Genomic DNA, 21,778 nt, shown 5'->3' with positions numbered 1-21,778 from the left:
AGCGCCAATCGCCACCCTTGCAGGCACCCATTGACCACGCGACGGGTGTCCTTTAGGTTTATGACATAGCGAGTCTCAACAATTAACGTTCGCGTTTCTACGACGCGGAACACTCGAAGGAGATCCCATGGGTCGTGTCGAAGGCAAAGTCGCTCTCATCTCCGGAGTCGCACGAGGGCAAGGTCGGTCACATGCCCTTCGGCTCGCCGAGGAAGGGGCCGACATCATCGGGTTCGACGTGTGCGCGAACAACGATGTGGTCGCGTACCCCCTGGCCACCGAGGACGATCTCGAAGAAACCGGGCGCCTGATCGAAAAGTTCGGTCGCAAGTCGTATCTGCGCAAGGCGGACGTCCGTGATATCGACGCCGTCAAATCGGTCATCGAGGGCGGCGTCACGGAGTTCGGACGCCTCGACATCGTCCTGGCCAATGCCGGGATCATGCCGACGATCGGTGACGAGTGTCTGCTGGACTCGGCGTACTACCAGTCGATCGACGTCATGCTCAACGGCGTGTACAACACGGTCTACCCCGCTATCCCCCACATCAAAGCAGGCGATCGCGGCGGTGCAGTCGTCATTACCAGTTCCACCGCAGGACTCAAGGGCACCGGAGACGGCACCTCGGGTGTGCTCGGCTACGTGGCAGCCAAGCATGGAGTCGTCGGACTGATGCGGGCCTGGGCCAACGCACATGCCGCCGACCGCATCCGCGTCAACACCGTGCATCCGGCCGGTGTGAACACCCCGATGATCCTCAACCAGGCGTTCACCGACTACGTCGAGTCGCATCCCGAGATCCTGGACAATGTGAAGAATCCGTTGCCGACCATCGACGGTCTGATCGACGCAAACGACGTGAGCAACCTGGTGCTGCACCTCGTCTCCGACGAAGGCCGGTTCACCACCGGCGCCACCATGACAGTCGACGCCGGATTCACGAACAAGATCTGAGAGGCACAGATGACCACCACCATCGGCTCCGAAGCCACCGCCTCCCACCTCGACGTGCGCAGTCCGATCGACGGCTCCACCGTCGCCACCGTGGCGGCCACGACGCCCACCGAGGTTGTCGACATCGCCGCCCGACTGCGCGACGCCCAACCGGAATGGCACGCGATCGGCCCCCGCGGCCGTGCGGAATGGGTTCGGAAATGGCGCGACTGGATCGCCGACAACACCGAACGCCTCGTGGCCATGATCCAGCAGGAGACTGGCAAGGCGTACGGCGATGCCATCTCCGAACCCGGTTACTCGCTGCTGGTCGCCAGCTACTGGATCGACCATGCGGAACAGCTTCTGGCCGATGAACATCCGGAATCAACCATCCCCACACAGCGACTGATCGTCGAGCACGCGCCGTACCCGCTGGTCGGCGTCATCTCGCCGTGGAACTGGCCTCTCACGATGCCGATGCTCGACATCCCGGCAGCGCTCATGGCCGGCTCGGCCGTGCTCTCGAAGCCGTCGGAACTCACTCCACTGACGTGGAACGAAGTCGTCCGCGCCTGGAGAGAAGAAATCGGCGCTCCCGACGTCCTCGCCTGCGTCAACGGTGGCGGCAACATCGGCGTCGCGGTAGTCGACACGGTCGACATGATCCAGTTCACCGGCTCGGTGCGCACGGGGCGTCTCGTTGCGGCGCGGGCCGGCGAACGGCTGATCCCCTGCGGCCTCGAGCTCGGCGGTAAAGATCCGATGGTGGTGCTAGCGGACGCCGACGTCGAGCGCGCCGCCAATGCGGCGGTCTGGGGTGCCTGCGTCAACGGCGGTCAGGGCTGCAGCGCGATCGAGCGGGTGTATGTGGAGGGCCCGATCTACGACCGGTTCGTCGAACTCGTCACCGAGAAGACCCGCGCCCTGCGACTCGGTACCGACATCGACACGCCGTTCACCGCCGACGTGGGCTCGATGTCCAGTGAGGCGCAGCTACGGATCGTCGAGGACCACGTCGAACAGGCCGTTGCCGCCGGCGCCCGGGTATTGACGGGCGGCAAGCGCGCCGATGCTGCGGGCTGGTACTACGAGCCGACCGTATTGGTCGATGTCGACCACTCGATGGCCGTCATGCGGGACGAGACGTTCGGTCCCGTCGTGCCGATCATGAAGGTGGCCGACGTGGACGAGGCGATGCGGCTCGCGAACGACTCCGACTTCGGTCTCTGCGGGAGCATCTGGACCGGCGACCGCGAGCGGGGAATCGCCCTCGGACGCCAACTCGAAGTCGGTGCACTCTGCGTGAACGACGCCTGTGTCACCAACTTTCAGCTCGCCCTCCCCTCGGGTGGATGGAAATCCTCTGGCGTCGGGGCTCGCTTCGGTGGGGCCGAGGGAATCCGCAAGTACACCCGCGCCCGCGCCACCCTGAGCACTCTCGCCGAACCGGCCACCGAGCCGCACTGGTACCCGTTCGGAGGCTGATCCGTGGCCGCCCGAGCAGTCGGGCGGCCACGTGATTCCTACTCCCCCACCCCGAAGGACACCCATGTCCCAACCCATGACCCGGTCGGCCCGCGAAGACTGGTTCGCCCCCGAGGGACCACACCTGCTGGGCGCCACCTGCACCACGTGCGGATCCATCTTCTTTCCCCCGCAGATCGACTTCTGCCGCAACCCGGCGTGTGACGGCGAGAGCTTCGCCCGCACGCCACTGAGCCGGAGCGGCACCGTATGGTCATTCACCGTCAACCACTACAAGCCACCGGCCCCATATGTCAGTCCGGAACCGTTCACGCCCTACACCGTGGTTGCGGTCGAACTCCATAGCGAGGGCATGGTCGTCCTCGGACAGCTCAGCCCCGACAGCCCGAGAATCGCTGTCGGTGACCGCGTGCATCTGGTGTCCGAAGTGCTCTTCCGCACCGACGACGAGGAACAACTCGTGTGGCGCTGGGCCCTCGATCAGGAAGGACGTGAGGTCGCATGAGCGATGTGGCAGTGCTCGGGGTGGGTATGCACCCGTGGGGCAAGTTCGGAAAGAGTTTCATCGAATACGGGCGTGTGGCGGCACGCGCCGCGCTCGCCGACGCCGGAATCGACTGGTCCGAGGTCCAGATGGTCGCCGGTGCCAATACCTGGCGCGGTGGATACCCGGGACTCGTGTCCGGTTCCACCTTCGCTCAGGCCCTCGGGTGGAACGGTGCCCGCATCAGTAGCTCGTTCGCGGCCTGCGCCTCGGGATCTCAGGCAGTCAATGCCGCTCGCACGCATATCCTTTCGGGACTCTGCGATGTCGCTCTCGTAGTCGGTGCAGACACGACGCCGAAGGGGTTCTTCGGTCCGTCGGGTAGCGATGAGAACGACCCGGACTGGCTCCGTTTCCGCCTCCTCGGAGCCACCAACCCGACCTACTTCGGGCTCTACGCGCAGCGCCGGGTCGCCCGGTACGGCGCCACGCCGGAGGACTTCGCCCGGGTAAAGGCCAAGAACAGCCGGCACGGCATCAGCAACCCGAATGCCCGCTTCCGCAAGATCGTGACGGAGGAAGACGTACTAGCCTCTCCGTACGTCTCGGAGCCTCTTCACCTGCTCGACGTCTGCGCGACCAGCGACGGCGCAGCCGCGATGGTGCTGACGAGTGTCGAGTATGCGAAACGGAAGTCGGCGGGCAATCCCGTTCGTATCAAGGCGGTCTCGACCAATACACCCGTGTACCCGAACGATCTCATCGAGATGCCCAATTTCGCCACCGATTCCACGGTGAAGGTGTCTGCACCCGAGCTCGGCTTCCGTCGATCGATCGCCGCCCACGCGTACGCGGAGGCGGGACTCGGACCCGACGATGTGGATCTCGCCGAGGTGTACGACCTGTCGACCGCGCTCGAACTCGACTGGTATGAGGACATCGGACTGTGCGCGCCGGGCGAGGCCGAAAAGCTACTGCTCGACGGCGCAACGGAACTCGGGGGCCGCGTTCCGGTCAACGCGAGCGGCGGGCTCGCAAGCTTCGGCGAGGCGGTACCCGCCCAGGCGATCGCTCAGATGTGTGAGTTGACCACTCAGCTGCGCGGCGACGCCGGCGAGCGTCAGGTCGACGGTGCACGTGTGGGCATCTCGGTCAACCAGGGCCTGTTCGGCCACGGGTCCGCAGCCATCCTCGCTCGCTAGTTTTGATCCTCCTCGTACTGCGCGAAGAAGCTGTACGAGGAGGTCAAGTCACATCCTCTCGACACCAACGAGATCCGCCCGGCGCACAGGCGGCCGGACGGATCTCGTTGTTCGTTCTAAGCTAGTCCCTCTTCACGCGGGTGCCACGGGCGACCGTCACACCCCGACACCGAGCACCATGTCGGCAACCCGATCGCGATGGTGATCTACGCTGCCCCACGCGTTCAGCAGGCTCCAGGTCCGCATCAGGTGAAGGTGGAGGTCGGCTTCCATCGTGTATCCGATCGCTCCATGGCACTGCAAGGCGGCTTTGGCGGTGATGCGTCCCGCGTCGCCGGCCAGCGCCTTGGCCATCGAGCACAGTCGCGGAGCGTCGGGTGACGAGGCGCTCATGGCCATTGCGGCGGCATCGACCACGGGACGAGCGAATTCGACGGCGATGTACGCGTTGGCCAACTGATGCTTCACGGCCTGGAAGCTGCCGATCGACACGCCGAACTGGGTCCGCATCGTGTCGTAGGTGACGGTAGCGTCGATCATCGACGACGCAAGGCCCAGGAGAAATGATGCGGTGCCGAGCGCGGCGCGATCTTCGGCTCGGGCAACCGCCGCCGCGACCTGTGGGCCGGAGGCGAGAACCGTGGTTTCGCCGAGAGCTTCGTCCGGCAATGTGGCCGCCTGCCGCGATTTGTCGAATGCCGCGGCGGCGGGGGTCTCGGACTGCGCGTCGAGCGCTACCCTGTGAATGGTGTCGCCGCGCAAGACGAGTGCGGAATCGGACATCGCGGCGTACGGGACAACAGAACCAGCCGTCGCGGTCATGAGCTGTCCTTCGTCGAGCACAGTCTCGAGCACGCTCGGAGCGAGTTCGGCGAGCAGCGGGACGGCCACCGCCGCGTGTTCGACAAGGGGGCCGGGCGCCGCTGCTCTCCCCAGCTCGTCCAGGGCAGCGGTAAGTTCACGCTCGCTACCACCTCCGCCAAGTTCCTCGGGCGTAAGTAAGGTGGGAAATCCAGTGGCCACTAGCGCTTCCCACACGGCTGGACGCTCCACGGCGTCGAGTTCCCACGCCTCCCGGACGTCGGCCGGTTTGCTCGAGCGCGATACGACGGCGGCGACGGAGTCGCGGAACATCTTCTGTTCTTCGGTCTGAGCGAAGCGCATGTCAACCCCTCGGTAGGCCGAGCACACGTTCGGCGATGATGTTGCGTTGGATTTCGTTGGTACCGGCAAAGATCGGCGTCGCCATCGAGGTAATGAATCCGTGGGACCACGGACCCTCGAGCTCCGCGCCTTCGGCGAGGAGATCGAGCGCGGTCTCGTGCATGTGCACGTCCATCTCGGACCAAAACACCTTGTTAGCGCTCGATTCGGCTCCGATCTTGCCACCGTCCGCCAGCGTGGTGACCGTGCGCATCGCCATCAGCTTGTATGCTTCCGCGGCCATCCACGCATCGACTACTTCACGGCGTGCGGACGGCGACGCGCCCGGCGTGCCGCGGTAGAGGTCGACGAGTCGATTCGCCGCTGCGGAGAATCGTCCGGGCGATCGAAGAACCAGGCCACGCTCGGACCCCGTGGTCGCCATTGCGACCTTCCACCCGTTTCCGACTCCGCCGAGGACGTCCGAATCCGGGACGAAGGCCCCGTCGAAGGTCACCTCGCCGAAGCCGGTCTCACCGCCGAGCTTCTGCACAGGGCGGACGGACACCCCCGGCGCTGTCAGGTCAATCAGCAGGTACGACAGACCCCGATGACGGGTCGACCCCGGTTCGGTGCGCACGATGGCGAACAGTTTGTCGCAGAATGCGGCGCGGGTGCTCCAGATCTTCCGGCCGTAGACACGCCATCCGCCCCCGTTTTCGTCACGCTCCGCGTAGGTGCGCACTCCGGCCAGGTCGCTACCTGCTTCCGGTTCGGACCAGCCCTGCGCCCACATGTCCTCCACTCCGGCGATCCTCGGCAGCAATTCGTGTTTCTGCTGTTCGGTTCCGAATTCGAAGAGCGACGGCGCGAGGAGGAAGATGCCGTTCTGCGCCGCGCGGGGACCGAGCCCGGCCGCGAAGTACTCCTCCTCGAAGATCATCCACTCCCATAGGCCGAGTCCGCGACCGCCGTATTCCTTCGGCCAGGACACGACTGACCATTCGGCGTCGAACAGCGTTCGCTCCCAGGCGCGGTTCTGCGCGAACCCGTCCGGAGTGTCGGGTGAGGGCAAAGGTTCGGATGGTTTGTTGGCATGTAACCATTTTCGAGCTTCGAGGCGGAAAGCCTCGTCCTCGGGCGATTCGAAGAAGTCCACGCAACCGACCATATTGCATGGCAGACCGGAAATCCAGAGGTTTTGATACTTTATGTCTCTCTATTTTCGGAAAGGTTCGACCTCGTGCAATTCGAACGGGGTGCCGCTCGTGAACGAGGTGTCGACGTGAAGCACCGACTGCCCCTCATCGGTTTCGCTGCGCGTGAATGGTGTTCCTCGCACCTCGAGGTCGAGCGCGAGTTGTTCCAGTCCGCGGACCGCGAGAACGACGGCATGCGGTCCCGGCCCCCACTTCCCCGCAAAGTCGGCGAGGTCGGACTCCGTGCTCGTCGGCTGAGCCAGTTCGATCGCAGCGCTTGCGCTGATCCCGAAGGTATAGCGAGCACGCCGAGCGAAGGTATCGGTGACGAGGCCGGACGGGGTGAGCGAAAGATTCGCGTCCAGCGCGCGCACCGCCTCGTCCAGGTCCGCCACAAGGAACCGCCGGGCTGCCACCCGCACGATCGTGCCAGGGGCGTACGAGTCGAAGTCCGCTGGATCGGCGTATTCGGTCGGCAATCCGGCGAGGTCCGGCGAAATCACCTCCACGAGGAGGCCGCCGTCCACGGTCGGGTCGTAGCCGAGCGGATCGTCGTCAGTGACCCCGATCCAGACACGCGGCGAGGGGAAGTCGTTTCCCGCCGGCGAGACCCGATGACGCACTCCGCGCCGCTCCAGGTTCGTGATGACGGATTCGACGTCGCCGGCGAACACTGTCGCGTGGGTCCGAACAGGCCGGGGTAGTTGAGCGGACATGCGCTCGTCGAGGTGGTCGCCCGGTTCAGTCCGAGGCCGCGGGCCGATCACTTCGATGCGGGTCGGCGATACCTTCATCGATGGGTGCGCACGCATCCACACGGCCCGGAAACCGTGCCCGGGCGGTTCGGAGAACGCCGAGGGGCGAGGCGTCGGCAGACCCAGCGAAGCGACGAGCTGCTGAGACGATCCGTCTGGATCGTCAGTGACTAAATCTGCGGAGACCAATGCGTCGTACATGAGCGTGAACCTCGAATCGTCGGCGAGAGAGGTTGCCAGAAGGCAGACAGTGAACGTACGTTCCAAACTGTTGTACCTCACCAATCCCCTTCGTCGCGAGGAGTCGCCATGTCCGACGCCGTCATCCTGTCCGCCTGCCGTACTGCGATCGGCACCTCATTCAAAGGCGCGCTGCGGGACACCCATGCCACCGAATTGTCAGTTCCTGTCGTGGCCGAGGCGGTTCTCCGCTCGGGGATCGCCCCGGAATCGTTCGACGACATCGTTCTCGCGGAGTCGCTTTACGGCGGGGGCGTCCTCGCCCGATACACCGCCCTCGAGGTGGGAATGCGTGGCGTTCCCGGTGTGGCGGTGAACCGCCACTGCGCGGGCGGGCTGACAAGCGTGATGGTCTCGGCCGCAAACCTCCGCGGCGGCTTCGACGAGGCGATAGTCGCCGGCGGCGTGCAGTCGTCTTCCACCGCTCCGGGTCTGGTGCAGCGCCTGGACGGCACCGTCGAGTGGCGGTCGGAGTCGCACCGCCCGACCTCGGACGCACCCGCGCACGACATGTCGATCACGGTCGGCTGGAACGCAGCTCGCCAAGCCGGCATCACCCGCGAGGATATGGACGCCTGGGCCTACCGGTCCCACGTCCGCGCCGTCGCGGCAACGAGCGCAGGCCAGTTCACGGACGAGATCGTCCCACTGAAGATCACAACCTCAGACGGATCGATCTCGACGTTCGACGTCGACGAGCACCCTCGATCGAACACCAGCGTCGAACGACTCGCCGGCCTGCGCGTTCTGCACCCAGAGATCGAAGGTTTCTCCATCACTGCGGGAAATTCGAGCGGGATCAACGACGCTGCCGCAGCCGTGGCGGTCGCGAGTTCCGACCTGGCGAGTCGACTTGGCCTGACCCCACTTGCGGTGGTGCGGGGATGGGCGGCCGTCGGTGTCGAGCCCGGCGAGACCGGCACCGCCGCCGTTGCCGCGATTCGCAAAGCATTGCAGCGCACGAGCTTGTCGCCCGGGGAGATCGACCTGTGGGAGATCAACGAGGCTTTCGCGTCGGTGCCGATCGCGGCGGTTCGGGCCCTCGATCTCGACGAAGACCGTGTCAATCCGTGGGGCAGCGGCTGTTCGCTCGGGCATCCGGTCGCCGCATCCGGAACCCGCATGCTCACCACCCTGTCACACGAATTGGCACGTCGCGGCAGAGGCATCGCGGTCGCCGCGATGTGCGCGGGCGGCGGCATGGCGGCGGCGGTGATCATCGAAGCCATCTGAACCGAGGGCAGACCTGCGGACCCTAAGAACGATCGTTCGCAGGGTCCGCAGACGGTCGGAACACCCCTTGGTCTTCGCCGGTAGGCCCGTGCGGTCGCGTCAGAATCGTTCTTGACGGTGACCCCCACCTGACCTATATTGAGACGCAGAAGATCTTTATTGGTCTCGACGACCGCACGGCACGCGGAACCTTCAACCCATAGGCATCACGGGGTTCCAAGTAGTGGCTGATGCTCGTCCGACCCATCGACCACTTTATGAAGGAGTCCCTCGTGTCGGAATCCGTGCTCACCGGAACCCCCGCAAACCTGGCGACCGACGAGGATCACCAGTTGCGCCTCGCACTAAAAGACGCGAACCTGCCGACGCTCATGCTCGTCCTCGCCCACCTGACCGGTGACACCAAGTGGATTCACGAGCCGTACACCCCGCGCAAGGGCAAACCACTGGACGACAACGACTCCGCCGGGCTCCCGGCTGAACTCGGTGACGAGGTTCGCGCCGCGGCGTACGACGCCGTGACGGCCGTCCGTGAAGGCCGGCTCGTTCCCGGAGACCTGACCCCAGAACAGGTCGCGGAGTATCTCGAGATCGCACTGGGCGAGGAAGTTCCGCGTTCGTACGGTCCACTGCTGTCTGAAGAACTGGGGCTGCTCAGCCGGGACGTCGACGTCCACGAGCCGCCGTCCGGATTCTCGGCCCTCGTGGTCGGCACCGGCATGTCCGGTCTGTGCGCTGCCATCAAACTCCAGGAGGCCGGCATCGACTACATGGTCATTGAGAAGGACCCGGACGTGGGCGGCGCCTGGTTGGAGAACGTCTACCCCGGCTGCGGCGTCGACACACCGAGTCACCTGTACTCGTTCTCGTTCGATCCCAACACCCGATGGTCGCGGTACTTCGCCAAACGTGACGAGTTGCACTCATACTTCGCGCGGCTCACCGACGAGAACGACCTGCGAAAGAACATCCGCTTCAACACCGAAGTCCTCGGTGCCGTATTCGACGAAGAGTCCAACCTGTGGCGTGTGACCATACGTAATCCCGACTCGACGATCGAGGAACTGACGACCACCGTACTGATCACTGCGGTCGGGATGGTCAACCGTCCCTCCATACCGGCACTCGCCGGCCTCGACACGTTCGACGGTCCGACACTGCACACCGCGGCGTGGGACCAGAGCGTCGAGATCGCCGGCAAACGCGTCGCCGTTGTCGGCACGGGGGCCAGTGCCATGCAGTTGGTCCCCTCGATCGCGGACGAGGCAGAACGCGTCCTCGTATTTCAGCGGTCGAAGCAGTGGGCGCTGCCGCATCCCAACTACCAGCGGGACGTCTCCGAGGGCGTGCGCCATCTCATGGATCACGTTCCGTATTACTCGGGCTGGTACCGTCTGCGCGCGTTCTGGAACTTCAGCGACCGACTTCACCCCGATCTGCAGATCGACCCCACCTGGGAACACCCGGAACGAGCGATCAACGCGGCCAACGACCGGCACCGCATCTTCCTGACGAAGTACATCACAGAGCAGTTGGGCGACCGCACGGACCTGATCGAGGCGTGCGTGCCTGATTACCCCCCGTACTCGAAGCGAGCCCTTCTCGACAACGGTTGGTTCGCGACCATGACCCGCGATGACGTCGACCTGATCACCGACGCCGTGGCCGAGATCCGCGAGCACAGCCTCGTGACGCGCGGCGGTGAGGAGTACGACGCGGACGTGATCGTCTTCGCCACCGGTTTCAAGATCCTTCAATTCCTGGCTCCCATGGAGATCATCGGGAAGGGCGGTGTCGTCCTGCGTGAACAATGGGGAGACGACGACGCTCGCGCCTATCTGGGCATCACGGTGCCAAACTTCCCCAACCTCTTCGTCCTCAACGGCCCCAACACTAACGCCGGCCACGGCGGCAGTGCCGTGATCGCGGCCGAGTTCCAGGTGCGTTACATCATGCAGGCCCTCGACCACCTCGTTACGCACGACGTAGGCAGCGTGGAAATCCGTCAGGAGCCGTACGAGCAGTACAACCGTGAACTCGATGATGCGCTCGGCCACAGCATCTGGGCACACCACGGCACAACGACCTACCACCGCAACGCCGCGGGCCGGGTCGTGGTGAGCAGTCCGTGGAAATATCTCGACTACTGGAAGCGAACTCTGAACTTCGACCCCAGCGAGTACGAGGAGAGACCTGCACCGACGTCGGCCTGAAACCTCGACGACTATCGCGCCCTCGGACTTGTGACCTGGCGCACATCTATGGCATTTTTGAGAAGACGAGTACAAATATCATCACACTCAGCAGCGATACGAACCATGGCGCACCAGCCGGACAGTCAGGAGGACTCACCCACCATGAGTGCAGCAACCGTCGGTGCGAGCGCCGATCCCGCCACCGGGAGCGTCATCGCTCCAGTCGAGTCGCCGACTTTGGCCGCAGCGTTCCAGCGCACCGTGGAACTCCACGGAGACCGCCCCGGACTCCGGACGATTGGTGGTGACGTGGAGTTGACGTGGGGGGAGGTCGGTAGGCGGGTCAAGGCGATCGCCGGGGGGCTGTCGTCGCTCGGGCTCCGCAAAGGTGACACCATCGCGTTCCTCGCCACGAATTCGGTCGAGAACCACCTCGTCGATTACGCCGCCGTCCACGTCGGCGCGATCCCATTCGGAATTTTCAACAGTTCCTCCCCCGAGCAGATCGCCTACCAGGTCGGCAACGCCGAGGCATGCATCATCGTCGTCGAACAGCAATTCCTTGCCAAAACCCGGGTCGCGATCACCGAGCTCGGCCGCCTCGTCGAACATGTCGTCCTCCTCGACGGTGATCCCGCTGAGGGCACCCTGCCGCTCGCCGAGCTCGAAACGCTCGTCGATCCGGAGTTCGACTTCGAAACCAGCTGGCGGAGCCTCACGGCTGACGACCTGGAATGCATCATCTACACCTCGGGCACCACCGGACCACCGAAGGCGGTGCAATGGTCGAACCGCACGGCGATGTCACAGCTGCGTGCACTCGACGCCGCACTCCCCCTGCCGACGAAGGCGCTCATCTCCTTCCTCCCCATGGCACACGCCGGAGGACGGATCAACGGCCCGCACACGGCCGTCGTCTACGGAGCCACGATCACCGCCTGCCCGGTCATGAACGACGTACCGAAGGCACTCGTCGACTCCCACCCTGACGTCCTGTTCTCCTCGCCCAGACTCTTCGAGAAGCTGCAGGTCGCCATCGAATCGCTCATCGAATCCGAGAGCGACCCAGACCTGCGCGACCGAATCCGCAAGGCGCTCGAACTGGGCCTGCAGATCGCACGCGCGGAAGAGGCCGGCACGGAGGCAACCATCGAGATGACGCCGGACCTGCTCGACGAGCGAGCGGCCGGCCTGAACCTCTTCAGGCCTGTCCTGCATCGGCTGGGGCTCGACGAGGTCAACGTCGCCATCATCGGTGGCGCGCCGGTGGCCGCCGAAGTCGTCCACTTCTTCCGCGCCGTCGGCGTTCCCATGCTCGAGGCATACGGCGCCACCGAGACGTCGCTCAACATCTTCAACCGGATCGACGATTTCAAGACGGGAACCGCGGGCAAACCGCTGCCCGGCGTCGAAGTGAAACTCGGTCCCGACGGCGAGATCCTCTGCCGTTCGGACCTCAACATGGTCGGGTACCGCAACAACCCCGAGCAGAATGCCGCCACCATCGATTCCGACGGCTGGGTACGTACCGGCGACATCGCCGAACTCGACGACGACGGCTTCGTGAAGATCGTCGACCGCAAGAAAGAGATCATCATCAACTCGGCAGGCAAGAACATGTCGCCGGCCAACATCGAGATGGCGATCCTCGGCGAGAGCTCCCTGATCGGCCAGGTCGTCGCGATCGGCGACGGCCGCAAGTACGTCACCGCACTCATCACTCTCGACCTGGACGCCGTGCCGACCGCAGCAGCCAGGCTCGGCCTCGCCGGTACGCCGCTCGAGGACATCGTGCGCTCGCCGGGCCTTCGTGCCGAGATCCAGCGCGCGGTCGACCGCGGAAACGCGCACCTCAACAGCAACGAACAGATCAAGAACTTCGTGCTTTTGCCCGGAGCGTGGGCCCCCGACAGCGAGGAACTCACACCGACCGCCAAGCTTCGACGCCGCGTCATCCATCAGAAGTACGCGGAGCAGATCGACTCCCTCTACGCCTGACCGGCCTCACGCTCTCCCGATACGGACAAGGACTGACCATGCTGAGCCCCTATGACGAGCTCCCCATCCACCAGACGCCGCACCCAGTGTCCATCGTCTCCAACACTGATCCGTCCTTCGACGACGGCTACTACTTCGGGGTGTTCTCACCCGAGGCCAAGGTATTCGTGTTCCAGGGCATGCGCATCAATCCGAACACCGACGTCGTCGGCGGGTACGTCGGCATCAATCGCGACGGGAAGCAGCGAACGGTGCGCTTCAGCCGCACCTGGCGCGAGTTGAGCAAGACCGAGATCGGACCATATTCGATCGAGGTCATCGAGCCTTTCCGAGAAATCCGCCTCAAGCTCGACGAGAACGACTCGGGAATCTCGTTCGACCTCCGCTGGTACGGGTCCTCCCCTGCCTTCGAAGAAGCACATCACTGGGCGGTCAACCGTGGCCGGCCAACGACCGATCAGACGCGGTACTCGCAGAGCGGCGAACCGCGGGGCTGGATCCAGATCGACGGCGACCGCTGGGATGTCGAACCCGGTGCCTGGTATGCGAGCCGCGATCACTCCTGGGGGCTGTACCACGAGCGCGCACCAATGGCTCCTCACCCGAAATGGCTGCCACCCCGCAACCCGGGGGGCATCCCCCGTGCGCTGCGCTTCTGGACCATCTTCGGCGCCGGCGAGCTGTCGGGCTTCTACGGTTTCCACGAGGACGCCAAGGGACGCCAGGTGAAGATGAACGACACCTTCGGTACACCGTTCGAGGGTCAGCTCACGATCGGCTGGGATGACGAGGTAATCGACCTGGTCGGCGGCACCCGGGAACTTGAATTTGTACCCGGAACAAGGCTTCTCGCTCGGGCAACCATTACCCTCGAGGATTCCGAAGGCGGCAAGTGGGTCCAGGAAATCGATCCCGTGAGCCCGCCGTGGGTGGCCAACACCATGGGCTACGACGCCGGCAGTTGGCGCGACGGCGGCTCGCTGCGCACCTACCACGGCCCGGGCGTCTCGCTCGAATGGGACGAGTTCGACTTCTCCAAGCAGCCGTTCGACCACGAACTCTACGACGGAACGGTACGCAAGGACCTCATCGGCCGTGAGTACCTCTCGGTCATCACAACCACGGCCCCCGATGGACGCAGCTGGACCGGGGCCGGACAGACCGAGTTGTTCCTCGACGGTCCGTACGAGCCGTACGGATTCACGTCATGACAGCGTACGAGCAGACGCTCGACGACGTCGCGTTCGTCGATGCCTGGTTCCGGCACCGTAAGGACCGCATCGGTTCAGACGTCCGCGATATTTCGGTGGTCTCGGTCGAGCGCCTGACACGCGGTGTCAGTCGGCAAACCTGGTCCCTCGATGCACTTGTCGACGGGACACCGCGCTCGTTCATCGTCCGTCGCGATCACGAAACCGGAGCGGTCATCCCAACGTTGCTCACCACGGAGTACGAGGTCTACCGCGGGCTGAACGACGCGCCGGTTCCGACCGCACGCGCCCTTTGGTTCGAGGACGACCCGCAGTGGCAGCCCGACCACCGTGCCGCCTACGTGCGCGAGAAGATCGCCGGCGATTGGTACCTGCCCTTCATCGGCGACGACTCCCCCGAACACGACGAGCGACGCATCTCCGCGTCCAAGGAACACCTGACACAGCTCGCGCGACTGCATACGGCGGACTGGAAGTCACTCGGATTCGGCGATGTGTTCGCCGTACCGGAGTCTCCTGCCGATTGCGCGGCGAACCTGATCCGCGACAATCTACGCCGCCTCGCGGAGTACCAGTTCGAGCCCAGCCCCGTGCTCGCCGAGGGTGTCGCACAGCTCCTCGAGAGCGCCCCGCGAGATGTCCCGCGGATCAGCCTGTGCAAGGGGACGAACGGGCACGGCGAGGAGGTGTGGGCCGACGGCCGGATCGTCGCGATGTCCGACTGGGAACTCGCCTGCCTCGGGGATCCCGCTTACGACTTTGCGCAACTGCAGGAGATGGTGCCGGAGATCGTTCGGGACGGGCGCGAGGTGTGGGGCTGGGAGCAGGCACTGGAGTTTTACCGCGAGCAGTCCGGGATCGATGTCAGCCTGGAACGAATCCACTACTACCGGGCGGTCAACGGACTCCTGCAGTTCCTGTACACCCACCACTCCGGTTCCCAGGTGAAGCGACTCGGTGTCACCGATCTGCGTTTCGTCTGGACGGCGTGGGAGAACTCGTTCCGCAGCAACATCCGCCTCGCTCAGGAGTACGGATTCGAACCCGAAGGATCGGCGATCAAATGATCTACCCCGGAGTCGACGAGGCGCTACGCGCCATCATCCATACCGTCGAGGACGAGATCGCACCTCACGTCGAGGACGACCTCGCGCAGAGCCGCTGCCGCACAGTCGCGCAGATGCTGCGCTCGGTGCAGGTACGTGTACGCGAGGAGACTCAGGCACTCGCCGCCGACAACACGGACTTGCGTGAGCTGTTCGCCGAGTGGTCCGGCACCCTCCCTGCCGATGTCGCCCCGCAGGTAGCAGCGGCGCTCGCCGATCCCGCTCCGGCCGTGTATCCATCGCTGACGGACCTCCAAGCGGACGCTGTGCGGTTGCGTGAGGCTCTCGTTCACGTCATCGAGGCCGTGCCCGACTCCGGCGACCCGATCCGCAAGACGGCGCGCAACTACCTGCGACGCCAGCTCGGCAGGGAGAAGGCGTGGATGCAGGACGCATTCACCGGCCCCCGCCGCTGAGCAGGCATTACAGCGATTTGTGAACGATCGTTTCCACAAGTGACCACGCTGGTATACGCTGATGTGAGCGCTACTGGTAGCCCGTGCCGCGAACGACTATTTCCGCCATCGCGCCACGGCCCCCGAGTTCGAGGAGAGACCCGTGGGTTATCCGATTCCCACCGACGCCCGGTTCAAGGGCCCGTTCCAACCGATGCGGTTCGAGGCAACCGTCGAGGAGTGCATCGTCACTCACGGCGAGATTCCCAAGGATATTGCCGGCGGTTTCTACCGGACCGGACCGACCTGGAAGCGTCCGACCAAGCAAGGCACCGACGGCCTGCTGTCCATGGATGGCATGGTGCAGGGCCTCGTCATCGAGAACGGCAACGCAACCTTCCGCAACCGCTGGATCCGCACCCCGAAGTACGTGCTCGAAGAGCAGCACGGCAAGGGCATGTTCGCATGGACCGACGGCGACTGGCACGACTGGCGCAACTTCGGCCTCGGTGACGTCGTCCGAGACATGTGCACAAAGGGCGTGCCGCAGGGCACCAACAACGTCAACATCTTCCCGTTCCAGGGCAAAATGGTCGCCACCGCGGACTCCGTCGGCGCGCCGATCGCGATCGACCCGATCACTCTCGACACCATCGGGATCGTGCCGTGGTCGACCCAGCTGTCGGCGGGCATCCACGAGAAGGCTGCGTTCGGGGACGCCGGGTTCACCGCACACCCGAAATGGGACCCGGAGACCGGCGAGCTCTACGGCTGGGCCTATCGCGATCGCCAGCCGTACGTCACGCTGCACTTCGTCAACCCCGACGGCACGGTACGCTCACGCGACATCACCGATGCTCCCTACAACACTGTGGCACACGATATTTGGCTCACTCCGGAGCACGTCGTCATGCCCTTCCAGCCCTTCCTCGTCGACAAGCAGCGAATCCTCCAGGACAAGAGCGTCTACGCCTGGGAACCCGACCTGCCGATCGTCCTGGCGCTCATTCCGCGCCGTGACATCAACGGCCCCATCAAGTGGGTCACGATGGACGTCGAGCCGCAGTACGTCATGCACACCATGTCGGGGAACATGACGGGTAGTCGACTGACATTGGATGCGCCGATCTTCAACCGCCCGCCCTTCCCGTTCGAGCAGGACTTCGCGGACGGCGACGACGTCGCCCTGTTCTTCAGCATCGCCAAGAGTCACCTCGGCCGCTGGACGGTCGATCTCGAGACCGGTGCCACCAAGTCAGAACAGCTTTCCGACCGACCGTCCGAACTGCCCAAGGTCGACGAACGGTTCTACGGCAAGGGCTACCGCTGGGGCTACCAGGTCGGTGGCCGGGTCAAGCGCAGCGGCATGTCGATGAACAGCCTCGTGATCACCGACATGCACACGCTGCAGGATCAGGAATACCAGATTCGTCACGAGCAGCCGGCGGGCGTGCTCGAGGCCACGTTCGTCCCCCGCACCCTGGATGCACCCGAAGGAGACGGTTACATCATCGTTCCCGTTTCGTGGTGGGCAGAAAACCGCGGTGAATACCTCATCTTCGACACGCACGACATCACGAAGGGGCCGATCACCCGCATCGACATCCCGTTCCGTCTCGGCTGGACCGCACACGGACATTGGATGGACTTCCGCTGACCACGAATCGCCCCGGTTCTCACCGTGAGAGCCGGGGCGATCTCCTCAAACCCGAAGGGAAAGCACGCGGTTACCGGCACTTCTTCATGATTTGCCACCGAGTGTGCGATTATTGAGACGACCCAGCTCTCCAACCGCGAGGGACCCGCGCCATGACCGACCACACCACAGACTCGACCGCTCTCAGCACCAACGGCACCGGGGCTGACGAGCCGGTCCGTCGCGGACCGGGCCGTCCACGACGCAGCATAGCCATGTCGGACGTCGCCGACGTCGCCGTCCAACTGTTCTCCGAGGGCGGCTACGACGCCGTCTCGATCGAGGCCGCCGCCGAACGCCTCTCCGTCTCCCGCGCCACCCTCTACCGCACGGTCTCCACCAAGGACGACCTACTCGGCATCGTCCTCGAACGCCTCACCCACGAATTAAGTGAAGGCGCCACCGAACTCATGGAATCCACCGACGACCCCGAAGAGGCCCTCCTCGGACTCCTCCGTCTACAGATCGACGCGGCAATCAAGACCCGCCGCTACCTCGCCGTGCTCTTCGGAGGCGTCGGCCTCGCACCGGAAGCCTACGCACGCTGGCAGGAGTGGAGCCGCGACTACGAGGCACTCTGGACCACCGCAGTCACCCGCGCCATGAAGGCAGACGTCCTGCAGTGGTCCGACCCCCGCATCACCACCCGACTCCTCCTGGGCATGGCCATCTGGGTCTCCCGCTGGTTCCGGCCCACCGAAGGTTTCACCGCCGATGAAATCGCCGAAGCCGCGGTGCAACTCATCTCTTCACACCGCGCCACCTGATGCATCCGAGTGCAGACCGCACGACGGTGGTTGGATGCACGCGACACCTCCAACCACCATCGGATCGGCCCGTGGAAAGCGATCGCCGATTTCCTGTTCTCATCAAACCACGATCACCACTGCCCGGTTAGCTTGCTGCAGGCCGGAAAGCGATGCATCTCAGAGTGCGCCGCCGGCATCCACCAGGTGGGTGGTACCGGTCACCGCCCGCCCACTATTGCCCACCAGGTACAGAACGGCGGCGGAAATGTCCGACGACTCCGTCAAAGGAATGGGAAGTGCGTTCAATGTGCTCGCCGCCTGGACGAAGTCGTCTCGGGTCGGCGCCTCAAGGTCTGGCCGAAACAGCCGATACGTTGCGTCGTTGAGGACCATCTCGGTCGCCACCGTGGTCGGGTGGATAGTGTTGACTCGGATACCGTTCGGCGCGAGCTCTTTTGCAAGTACACGCATGAATCCCACCAGCCCCGACTTGGCGGCGGAGTAGTGAGCGATATTTGCGTTCGGGCGTAAGGCCGCCAGCGAACTGGTGATGACGACCGAACCACCTCGCCCGCCGGCGACGATGTGGGGCACAGCCGCGCGGACGGTTTTCCACACGCCGGTGAGATTGACGTCGATCATCGTCGACCACGCATCCTCCGTCATCGTGAGCGTTGGCGCCGGAGCCGAGATGCCTGCGTTGGCCAACACGATGTCCAGTCGGCCAAACAGCGATATCCCACGTTCCACCACTGATTCCAGACCGGCGAGATCGCGCACATCCACCTGTTCTGCAAGAATTCGCCTGCCGAGGTGTTCAACCTGGCGGACCGTCTCGGCGAGATCCTCCTCTGTGGCCGCAGGATATGGAACGGTGTCGATCTGACGGCAGGCGTCGACCGCGATGATGTCGGCCCCCTCGCTCGCGAGAGCGATCGCATGGCTGCGCCCCTGTCCGCGCGCGGCACCGGTCACGAATGCAACCATTCCATCCAATTGCCCCATGGTGTGAGATTCCTTTCCACATGCACTGGTCCTGTAGCAATCGCCACCGGCCGGTTGGCCGGAGAACGATGTCGTTGACACTGATTAATCCGGCTGAGGATCCGCCGGGGCTGCGCTGCGCACGATTCCGAAGATCCTGCCGATCTGCCCGCCAGCGATACCGGAGTGAGGCTTGCTCGCTTCTGACCCAATTCTCGGAAATCGCGGGCACGACGAACTCGGTGATGAGCGTGGCGCACCCTCTCGATGGCGACCAGTACGAGGCACACGATCAGGCGTATTTCGAGGCGGATTGCGACTGCGTAAGCGGCGAACGTCGAGGCGTGACCCTATCAATTTCCCCAATCTTGTCTCACAATCTAGGTGATGGGCGCCACTCTGTCCAGGACTTGTCTCGACAGAGATCAACAACCAGCTCCGCATGCCCCTGTGTCCATACCGGATTCGAAAATGGATCCGCCGATCGTTGACGGCGCGTTGCCTCGGTCTATAGATTTGTGAGACACACACACTTAAAACTGCGAATCGCGGTGGGCCGCCTGTGCGCCGCCGAGCCCTGCGCGACCGAAGGAGACTCCATGACTGCTCGCGACTCGCTCACAGCCACTGTGGCATCGAGCGTGATACAGAGTCCCTCGGATGGTCGCGAGCTGGCCCGGGTGCCCGATACCTCCCGGGCCGATGTCGAGGCGATCGCCGCCCGGTTGCGTGCCGCACAGCCGAAATGGCTCGCACTCGGAGTGGAGAGCCGAGCACAGTGGTTACGCCGTTGGAGCCAGTGGCTGGTCGAGCACAATGACGAACTTGTCACTCTTATCCGCGCCGAGACCGGCAAAGCCCCTGGCGACGCCGCAGGCGAGCCCACCTATGGCGCCTCGGTAGCCGACTACTGGATCGAGAACGCCGGAGCCTTCCTCGAGCCCGGTCGCCCGGAGTCGACGAATCCGACGCAGTCCCTGGAGATCCAGCACTGCCCGCATCCGCTGGTGGGTGTCATATCACCGTGGAACGGTCCGCTATCGATGCCGATGCTCGACATTCCCGCCGCCCTGATGGCGGGTTGCGCCGTCATTTCGAAACCCTCCGACCTCACGCCGCTCACGTGGCGAGAAGTCGTGCGGGGCTGGCGTGAAGACCTTGGTGCGCCCGACGTGCTGGACTGTGTACCCGGCGGTGGCGAGACCGGCGCTGCCGTCGTGGACGTAGTAGACATGATCCAGTTCACGGGTTCGGTGCGCACCGGCCGAATCGTCGCCTCGCGCGCCGGTGAGCGGCTTATTCCTTGTAGTCTCGAACTCGGAGGCAAGGACCCGATGATCGTCCTCGCCGACGCCGACCTCGAGCGCGCGTCCAACGCGGCAATCTGGGGTGCCTGCTTCAACGTCGGTCAGGGTTGTAGCTGCGTGGAGCGGATCTACGTGGAGAGTGCGGCGTACGATGAGTTCGTTCGGCTCCTGACGGAAAAGGCGACACAACTTCGTCAGGGTTCGGGCGATACGGAACCCGTAGATATCGGCGCCATGTCCAGCGAAGAGCAGATACAGATCGTGGAGCGGCAGGTCGAGGACGCCGTCCGTGCCGGCGCGCGTGTACTCACCGGTGGGCAGCGACTTCCCGGACCTGGCTTATATTACCCACCGACCGTTCTCGTCGATGTCGATCACACCATGGACGTCATGCGCGAGGAGACCTTTGGCCCGGTCATCCCAGTCATGCGCGTGGTGGACGCCGCCGAAGCGGTCCTCCTTGCCAACGACTCCGACTACGGTCTTTGTGGAAGCGTGTGGACCCGCGACCGGACTCGAGGCCTCGCGATAGCAGACCTCGTGGAAGTCGGCGGAATCTGTGTGAACGACGTCTGCTCCACCAATTTCCAGCTGTCGCTTCCGTCCGGTGGGTGGAAGAATTCCGGTGTCGGCAGTAGGTTCGGCGGCGAATCGGGTATCAAGAAGTACACCCGGCCAAGGGTCGTGCTCAGCACGACCGACGAGCCTGTGAAAGAACCGCATTGGTACCCGGTCGGATGAGCTCGCCCGACGCCCCTTCCAAACAGCAGTCCGCCACCGCGGTGCTCCGATCACTGATGGTGTCTCGACGCAGCACTCGCGGATTCACCGCCGAGCCCGTGGCGCGGGATCGGATCGAGACCCTGCTCGACCTCGCGCGGCTTGCTCCATCCTGGTGCAACACCCAACCGTGGCGGGTGGTCGTGACCGAGGGCATCGGTACGGAGCGGTTCCGCTCCGCGTTGGCGGAACATACGACAGTCCATGCGCCCCGACCCGACTTCGCTTTTCCCACAATGTACTCCGGTATCACCGCTGAACGTCGCCGGCGATGCGCCCGGCAACTCTACGACGCGGTAGGAGTCGAGTGGGGCGACTACGACGCGTCCGCGCGTGAAGCGGCGCGAAACTTCGAGTTTTTCGGCGCCCCGCACGTCGCTGTAGTGTCCAGTCCAACAGAACTCGGGACATACGGCGCAGTCGACTGCGGGGTGTACACGCAGAGCTTCCTGCTCGCCGCGGAGAGCCTCGGGCTCGGTGCCGTGCCGCAGGCCGCAATCGCCGTCCACTCGGACTTCGTACGCAAGCACTTGGGGATACCCGCCGATTACAGCGTTGTGTGCGGGATCTCGTTCGGACATCGTGACGAGGCGCACCCCGCGAACACCTTCCGCACTCCACGCACATCGACCGAGGATTACGTCCTCTGGAGGACACGATGACAACCGCCACTCGAACC

18 protein-coding genes are annotated in these 21,778 nt (G+C 64.4%); 14 read left to right on the top strand and 4 right to left on the bottom strand.

The features are described from left to right. Positions 1 to 127: 127 nt before the first annotated feature. From QM693_RS29630 to QM693_RS29615, 4 genes are all read left to right on the top strand, one after another. Entirely contained in the window at positions 128 to 955 is an 828-nt protein-coding gene (locus QM693_RS29630) for a mycofactocin-coupled SDR family oxidoreductase (protein ID WP_283354120.1), read from the top strand. 9 nt (positions 956 to 964) lie between these two features. Continuing rightward, positions 965 to 2,422 (top strand): aldehyde dehydrogenase family protein, encoded by a 1,458-nt coding sequence (locus tag QM693_RS29625; protein WP_283354119.1) that lies wholly within the window; start codon positions 965 to 967, stop codon positions 2,420 to 2,422. Positions 2,423 to 2,486: 64 nt separating this feature from the next. Beyond that, on the top strand, positions 2,487 to 2,927 hold the full coding sequence (locus QM693_RS29620) for a Zn-ribbon domain-containing OB-fold protein (RefSeq protein ID WP_283354118.1): 441 nt from the start codon (positions 2,487 to 2,489) through the stop codon (positions 2,925 to 2,927). Next, positions 2,924 to 4,108 carry a lipid-transfer protein gene (locus QM693_RS29615; protein WP_283354117.1) on the top strand — a complete coding sequence of 395 codons (1,185 nt, stop codon included), beginning with the start codon at positions 2,924 to 2,926 and terminating at the stop codon, positions 4,106 to 4,108. Before QM693_RS29620 ends, QM693_RS29615 begins: the two co-directional genes overlap by 4 nt. A gap of 156 nt (positions 4,109 to 4,264) precedes the next feature. Here the strand turns inward: QM693_RS29615 and QM693_RS29610 are convergent, their stop codons facing one another. Genes QM693_RS29610 through QM693_RS29600 form a run of 3 tightly spaced genes read right to left on the bottom strand, consistent with a single transcriptional unit; the run spans position 4,265 to position 7,124 of the window. Further along, complete coding sequence (locus tag QM693_RS29610) at positions 4,265 to 5,272, bottom strand: acyl-CoA dehydrogenase family protein (RefSeq protein WP_283354116.1); 1,008 nt, start codon at positions 5,270 to 5,272, stop codon at positions 4,265 to 4,267. 1 nt (position 5,273) lies between these two features. Beyond that, on the bottom strand, positions 5,274 to 6,410 hold the full coding sequence (locus QM693_RS29605; RefSeq protein WP_502942683.1) for an acyl-CoA dehydrogenase family protein: 1,137 nt from the start codon (positions 6,408 to 6,410) through the stop codon (positions 5,274 to 5,276). A 60-nt stretch (positions 6,411 to 6,470) separates the two neighbouring features. After that, entirely contained in the window at positions 6,471 to 7,124 is a 654-nt protein-coding gene (locus tag QM693_RS29600) for a VOC family protein (protein WP_283354114.1), read from the bottom strand. Between the two features lie 390 nt (positions 7,125 to 7,514). Here QM693_RS29600 and QM693_RS29595 point away from each other — a divergent pair, with 390 nt between their 5' ends. The 8 genes from QM693_RS29595 to QM693_RS29560 all read left to right on the top strand — a co-directional run bounded on the left by QM693_RS29595 (position 7,515) and on the right by QM693_RS29560 (position 18,046). Beyond that, positions 7,515 to 8,678, top strand: coding sequence for a thiolase family protein (locus tag QM693_RS29595; RefSeq protein ID WP_283354113.1), 1,164 nt, complete (start codon positions 7,515 to 7,517; stop codon positions 8,676 to 8,678). Between the two features lie 272 nt (positions 8,679 to 8,950). Continuing rightward, entirely contained in the window at positions 8,951 to 10,891 is a 1,941-nt protein-coding gene (locus tag QM693_RS29590; protein ID WP_283354112.1) for a flavin-containing monooxygenase, read from the top strand. Between the two features lie 144 nt (positions 10,892 to 11,035). After that, positions 11,036 to 12,871, top strand: a complete 1,836-nt coding sequence (locus QM693_RS29585) for an AMP-dependent synthetase/ligase (protein ID WP_283354111.1) — start codon at positions 11,036 to 11,038, stop codon at positions 12,869 to 12,871. Between the two features lie 38 nt (positions 12,872 to 12,909). Beyond that, a complete protein-coding gene (locus QM693_RS29580) occupies positions 12,910 to 14,082 on the top strand; it encodes an Rv3169 family protein (RefSeq protein WP_283354110.1) in 1,173 nt (390 codons plus the stop codon). After that, the gene (locus tag QM693_RS29575) at positions 14,079 to 15,149 is read left to right on the top strand and encodes a phosphotransferase family protein (protein WP_283354109.1); all 1,071 of its coding nucleotides are present in this window, start codon (positions 14,079 to 14,081) and stop codon (positions 15,147 to 15,149) included. The genes QM693_RS29580 and QM693_RS29575 overlap by 4 nt, the downstream gene beginning before the upstream one ends. Beyond that, positions 15,146 to 15,604: a hypothetical protein gene (locus tag QM693_RS29570; protein ID WP_283354108.1), complete on the top strand. Its 459-nt coding sequence runs from the start codon at positions 15,146 to 15,148 to the stop codon at positions 15,602 to 15,604. The genes QM693_RS29575 and QM693_RS29570 overlap by 4 nt, the downstream gene beginning before the upstream one ends. A gap of 142 nt (positions 15,605 to 15,746) precedes the next feature. Next, positions 15,747 to 17,240, top strand: coding sequence for a carotenoid oxygenase family protein (locus tag QM693_RS29565; RefSeq protein WP_283354107.1), 1,494 nt, complete (start codon positions 15,747 to 15,749; stop codon positions 17,238 to 17,240). A gap of 152 nt (positions 17,241 to 17,392) precedes the next feature. Continuing rightward, entirely contained in the window at positions 17,393 to 18,046 is a 654-nt protein-coding gene (locus QM693_RS29560; RefSeq protein ID WP_283354106.1) for a TetR/AcrR family transcriptional regulator, read from the top strand. A gap of 159 nt (positions 18,047 to 18,205) precedes the next feature. Here QM693_RS29560 and QM693_RS29555 read toward each other — a convergent pair whose 3' ends face one another. Next, the gene (locus QM693_RS29555) at positions 18,206 to 19,033 is read right to left on the bottom strand and encodes a mycofactocin-coupled SDR family oxidoreductase (RefSeq protein WP_283354105.1); all 828 of its coding nucleotides are present in this window, start codon (positions 19,031 to 19,033) and stop codon (positions 18,206 to 18,208) included. Positions 19,034 to 19,530: 497 nt separating this feature from the next. Here QM693_RS29555 and QM693_RS29550 point away from each other — a divergent pair, with 497 nt between their 5' ends. Both QM693_RS29550 and QM693_RS29545 read left to right on the top strand, forming a co-directional pair. Further along, the gene (locus tag QM693_RS29550) at positions 19,531 to 21,060 is read left to right on the top strand and encodes an aldehyde dehydrogenase family protein (RefSeq protein WP_283354104.1); all 1,530 of its coding nucleotides are present in this window, start codon (positions 19,531 to 19,533) and stop codon (positions 21,058 to 21,060) included. Then, positions 21,057 to 21,761: a nitroreductase gene (locus QM693_RS29545; protein ID WP_283354103.1), complete on the top strand. Its 705-nt coding sequence runs from the start codon at positions 21,057 to 21,059 to the stop codon at positions 21,759 to 21,761. Before QM693_RS29550 ends, QM693_RS29545 begins: the two co-directional genes overlap by 4 nt. Positions 21,762 to 21,778 lie beyond the last annotated feature (17 nt).

This window comes from Rhodococcus sp. IEGM 1305 (assembly GCF_030058635.1).
Lineage (GTDB): Bacteria > Actinomycetota > Actinomycetes > Mycobacteriales > Mycobacteriaceae > Rhodococcus_F > Rhodococcus_F opacus_D.
The sequence above is the reverse complement of the archived record's forward strand: the minus strand, read 5'-3'. Positions and strand labels throughout refer to the sequence as shown.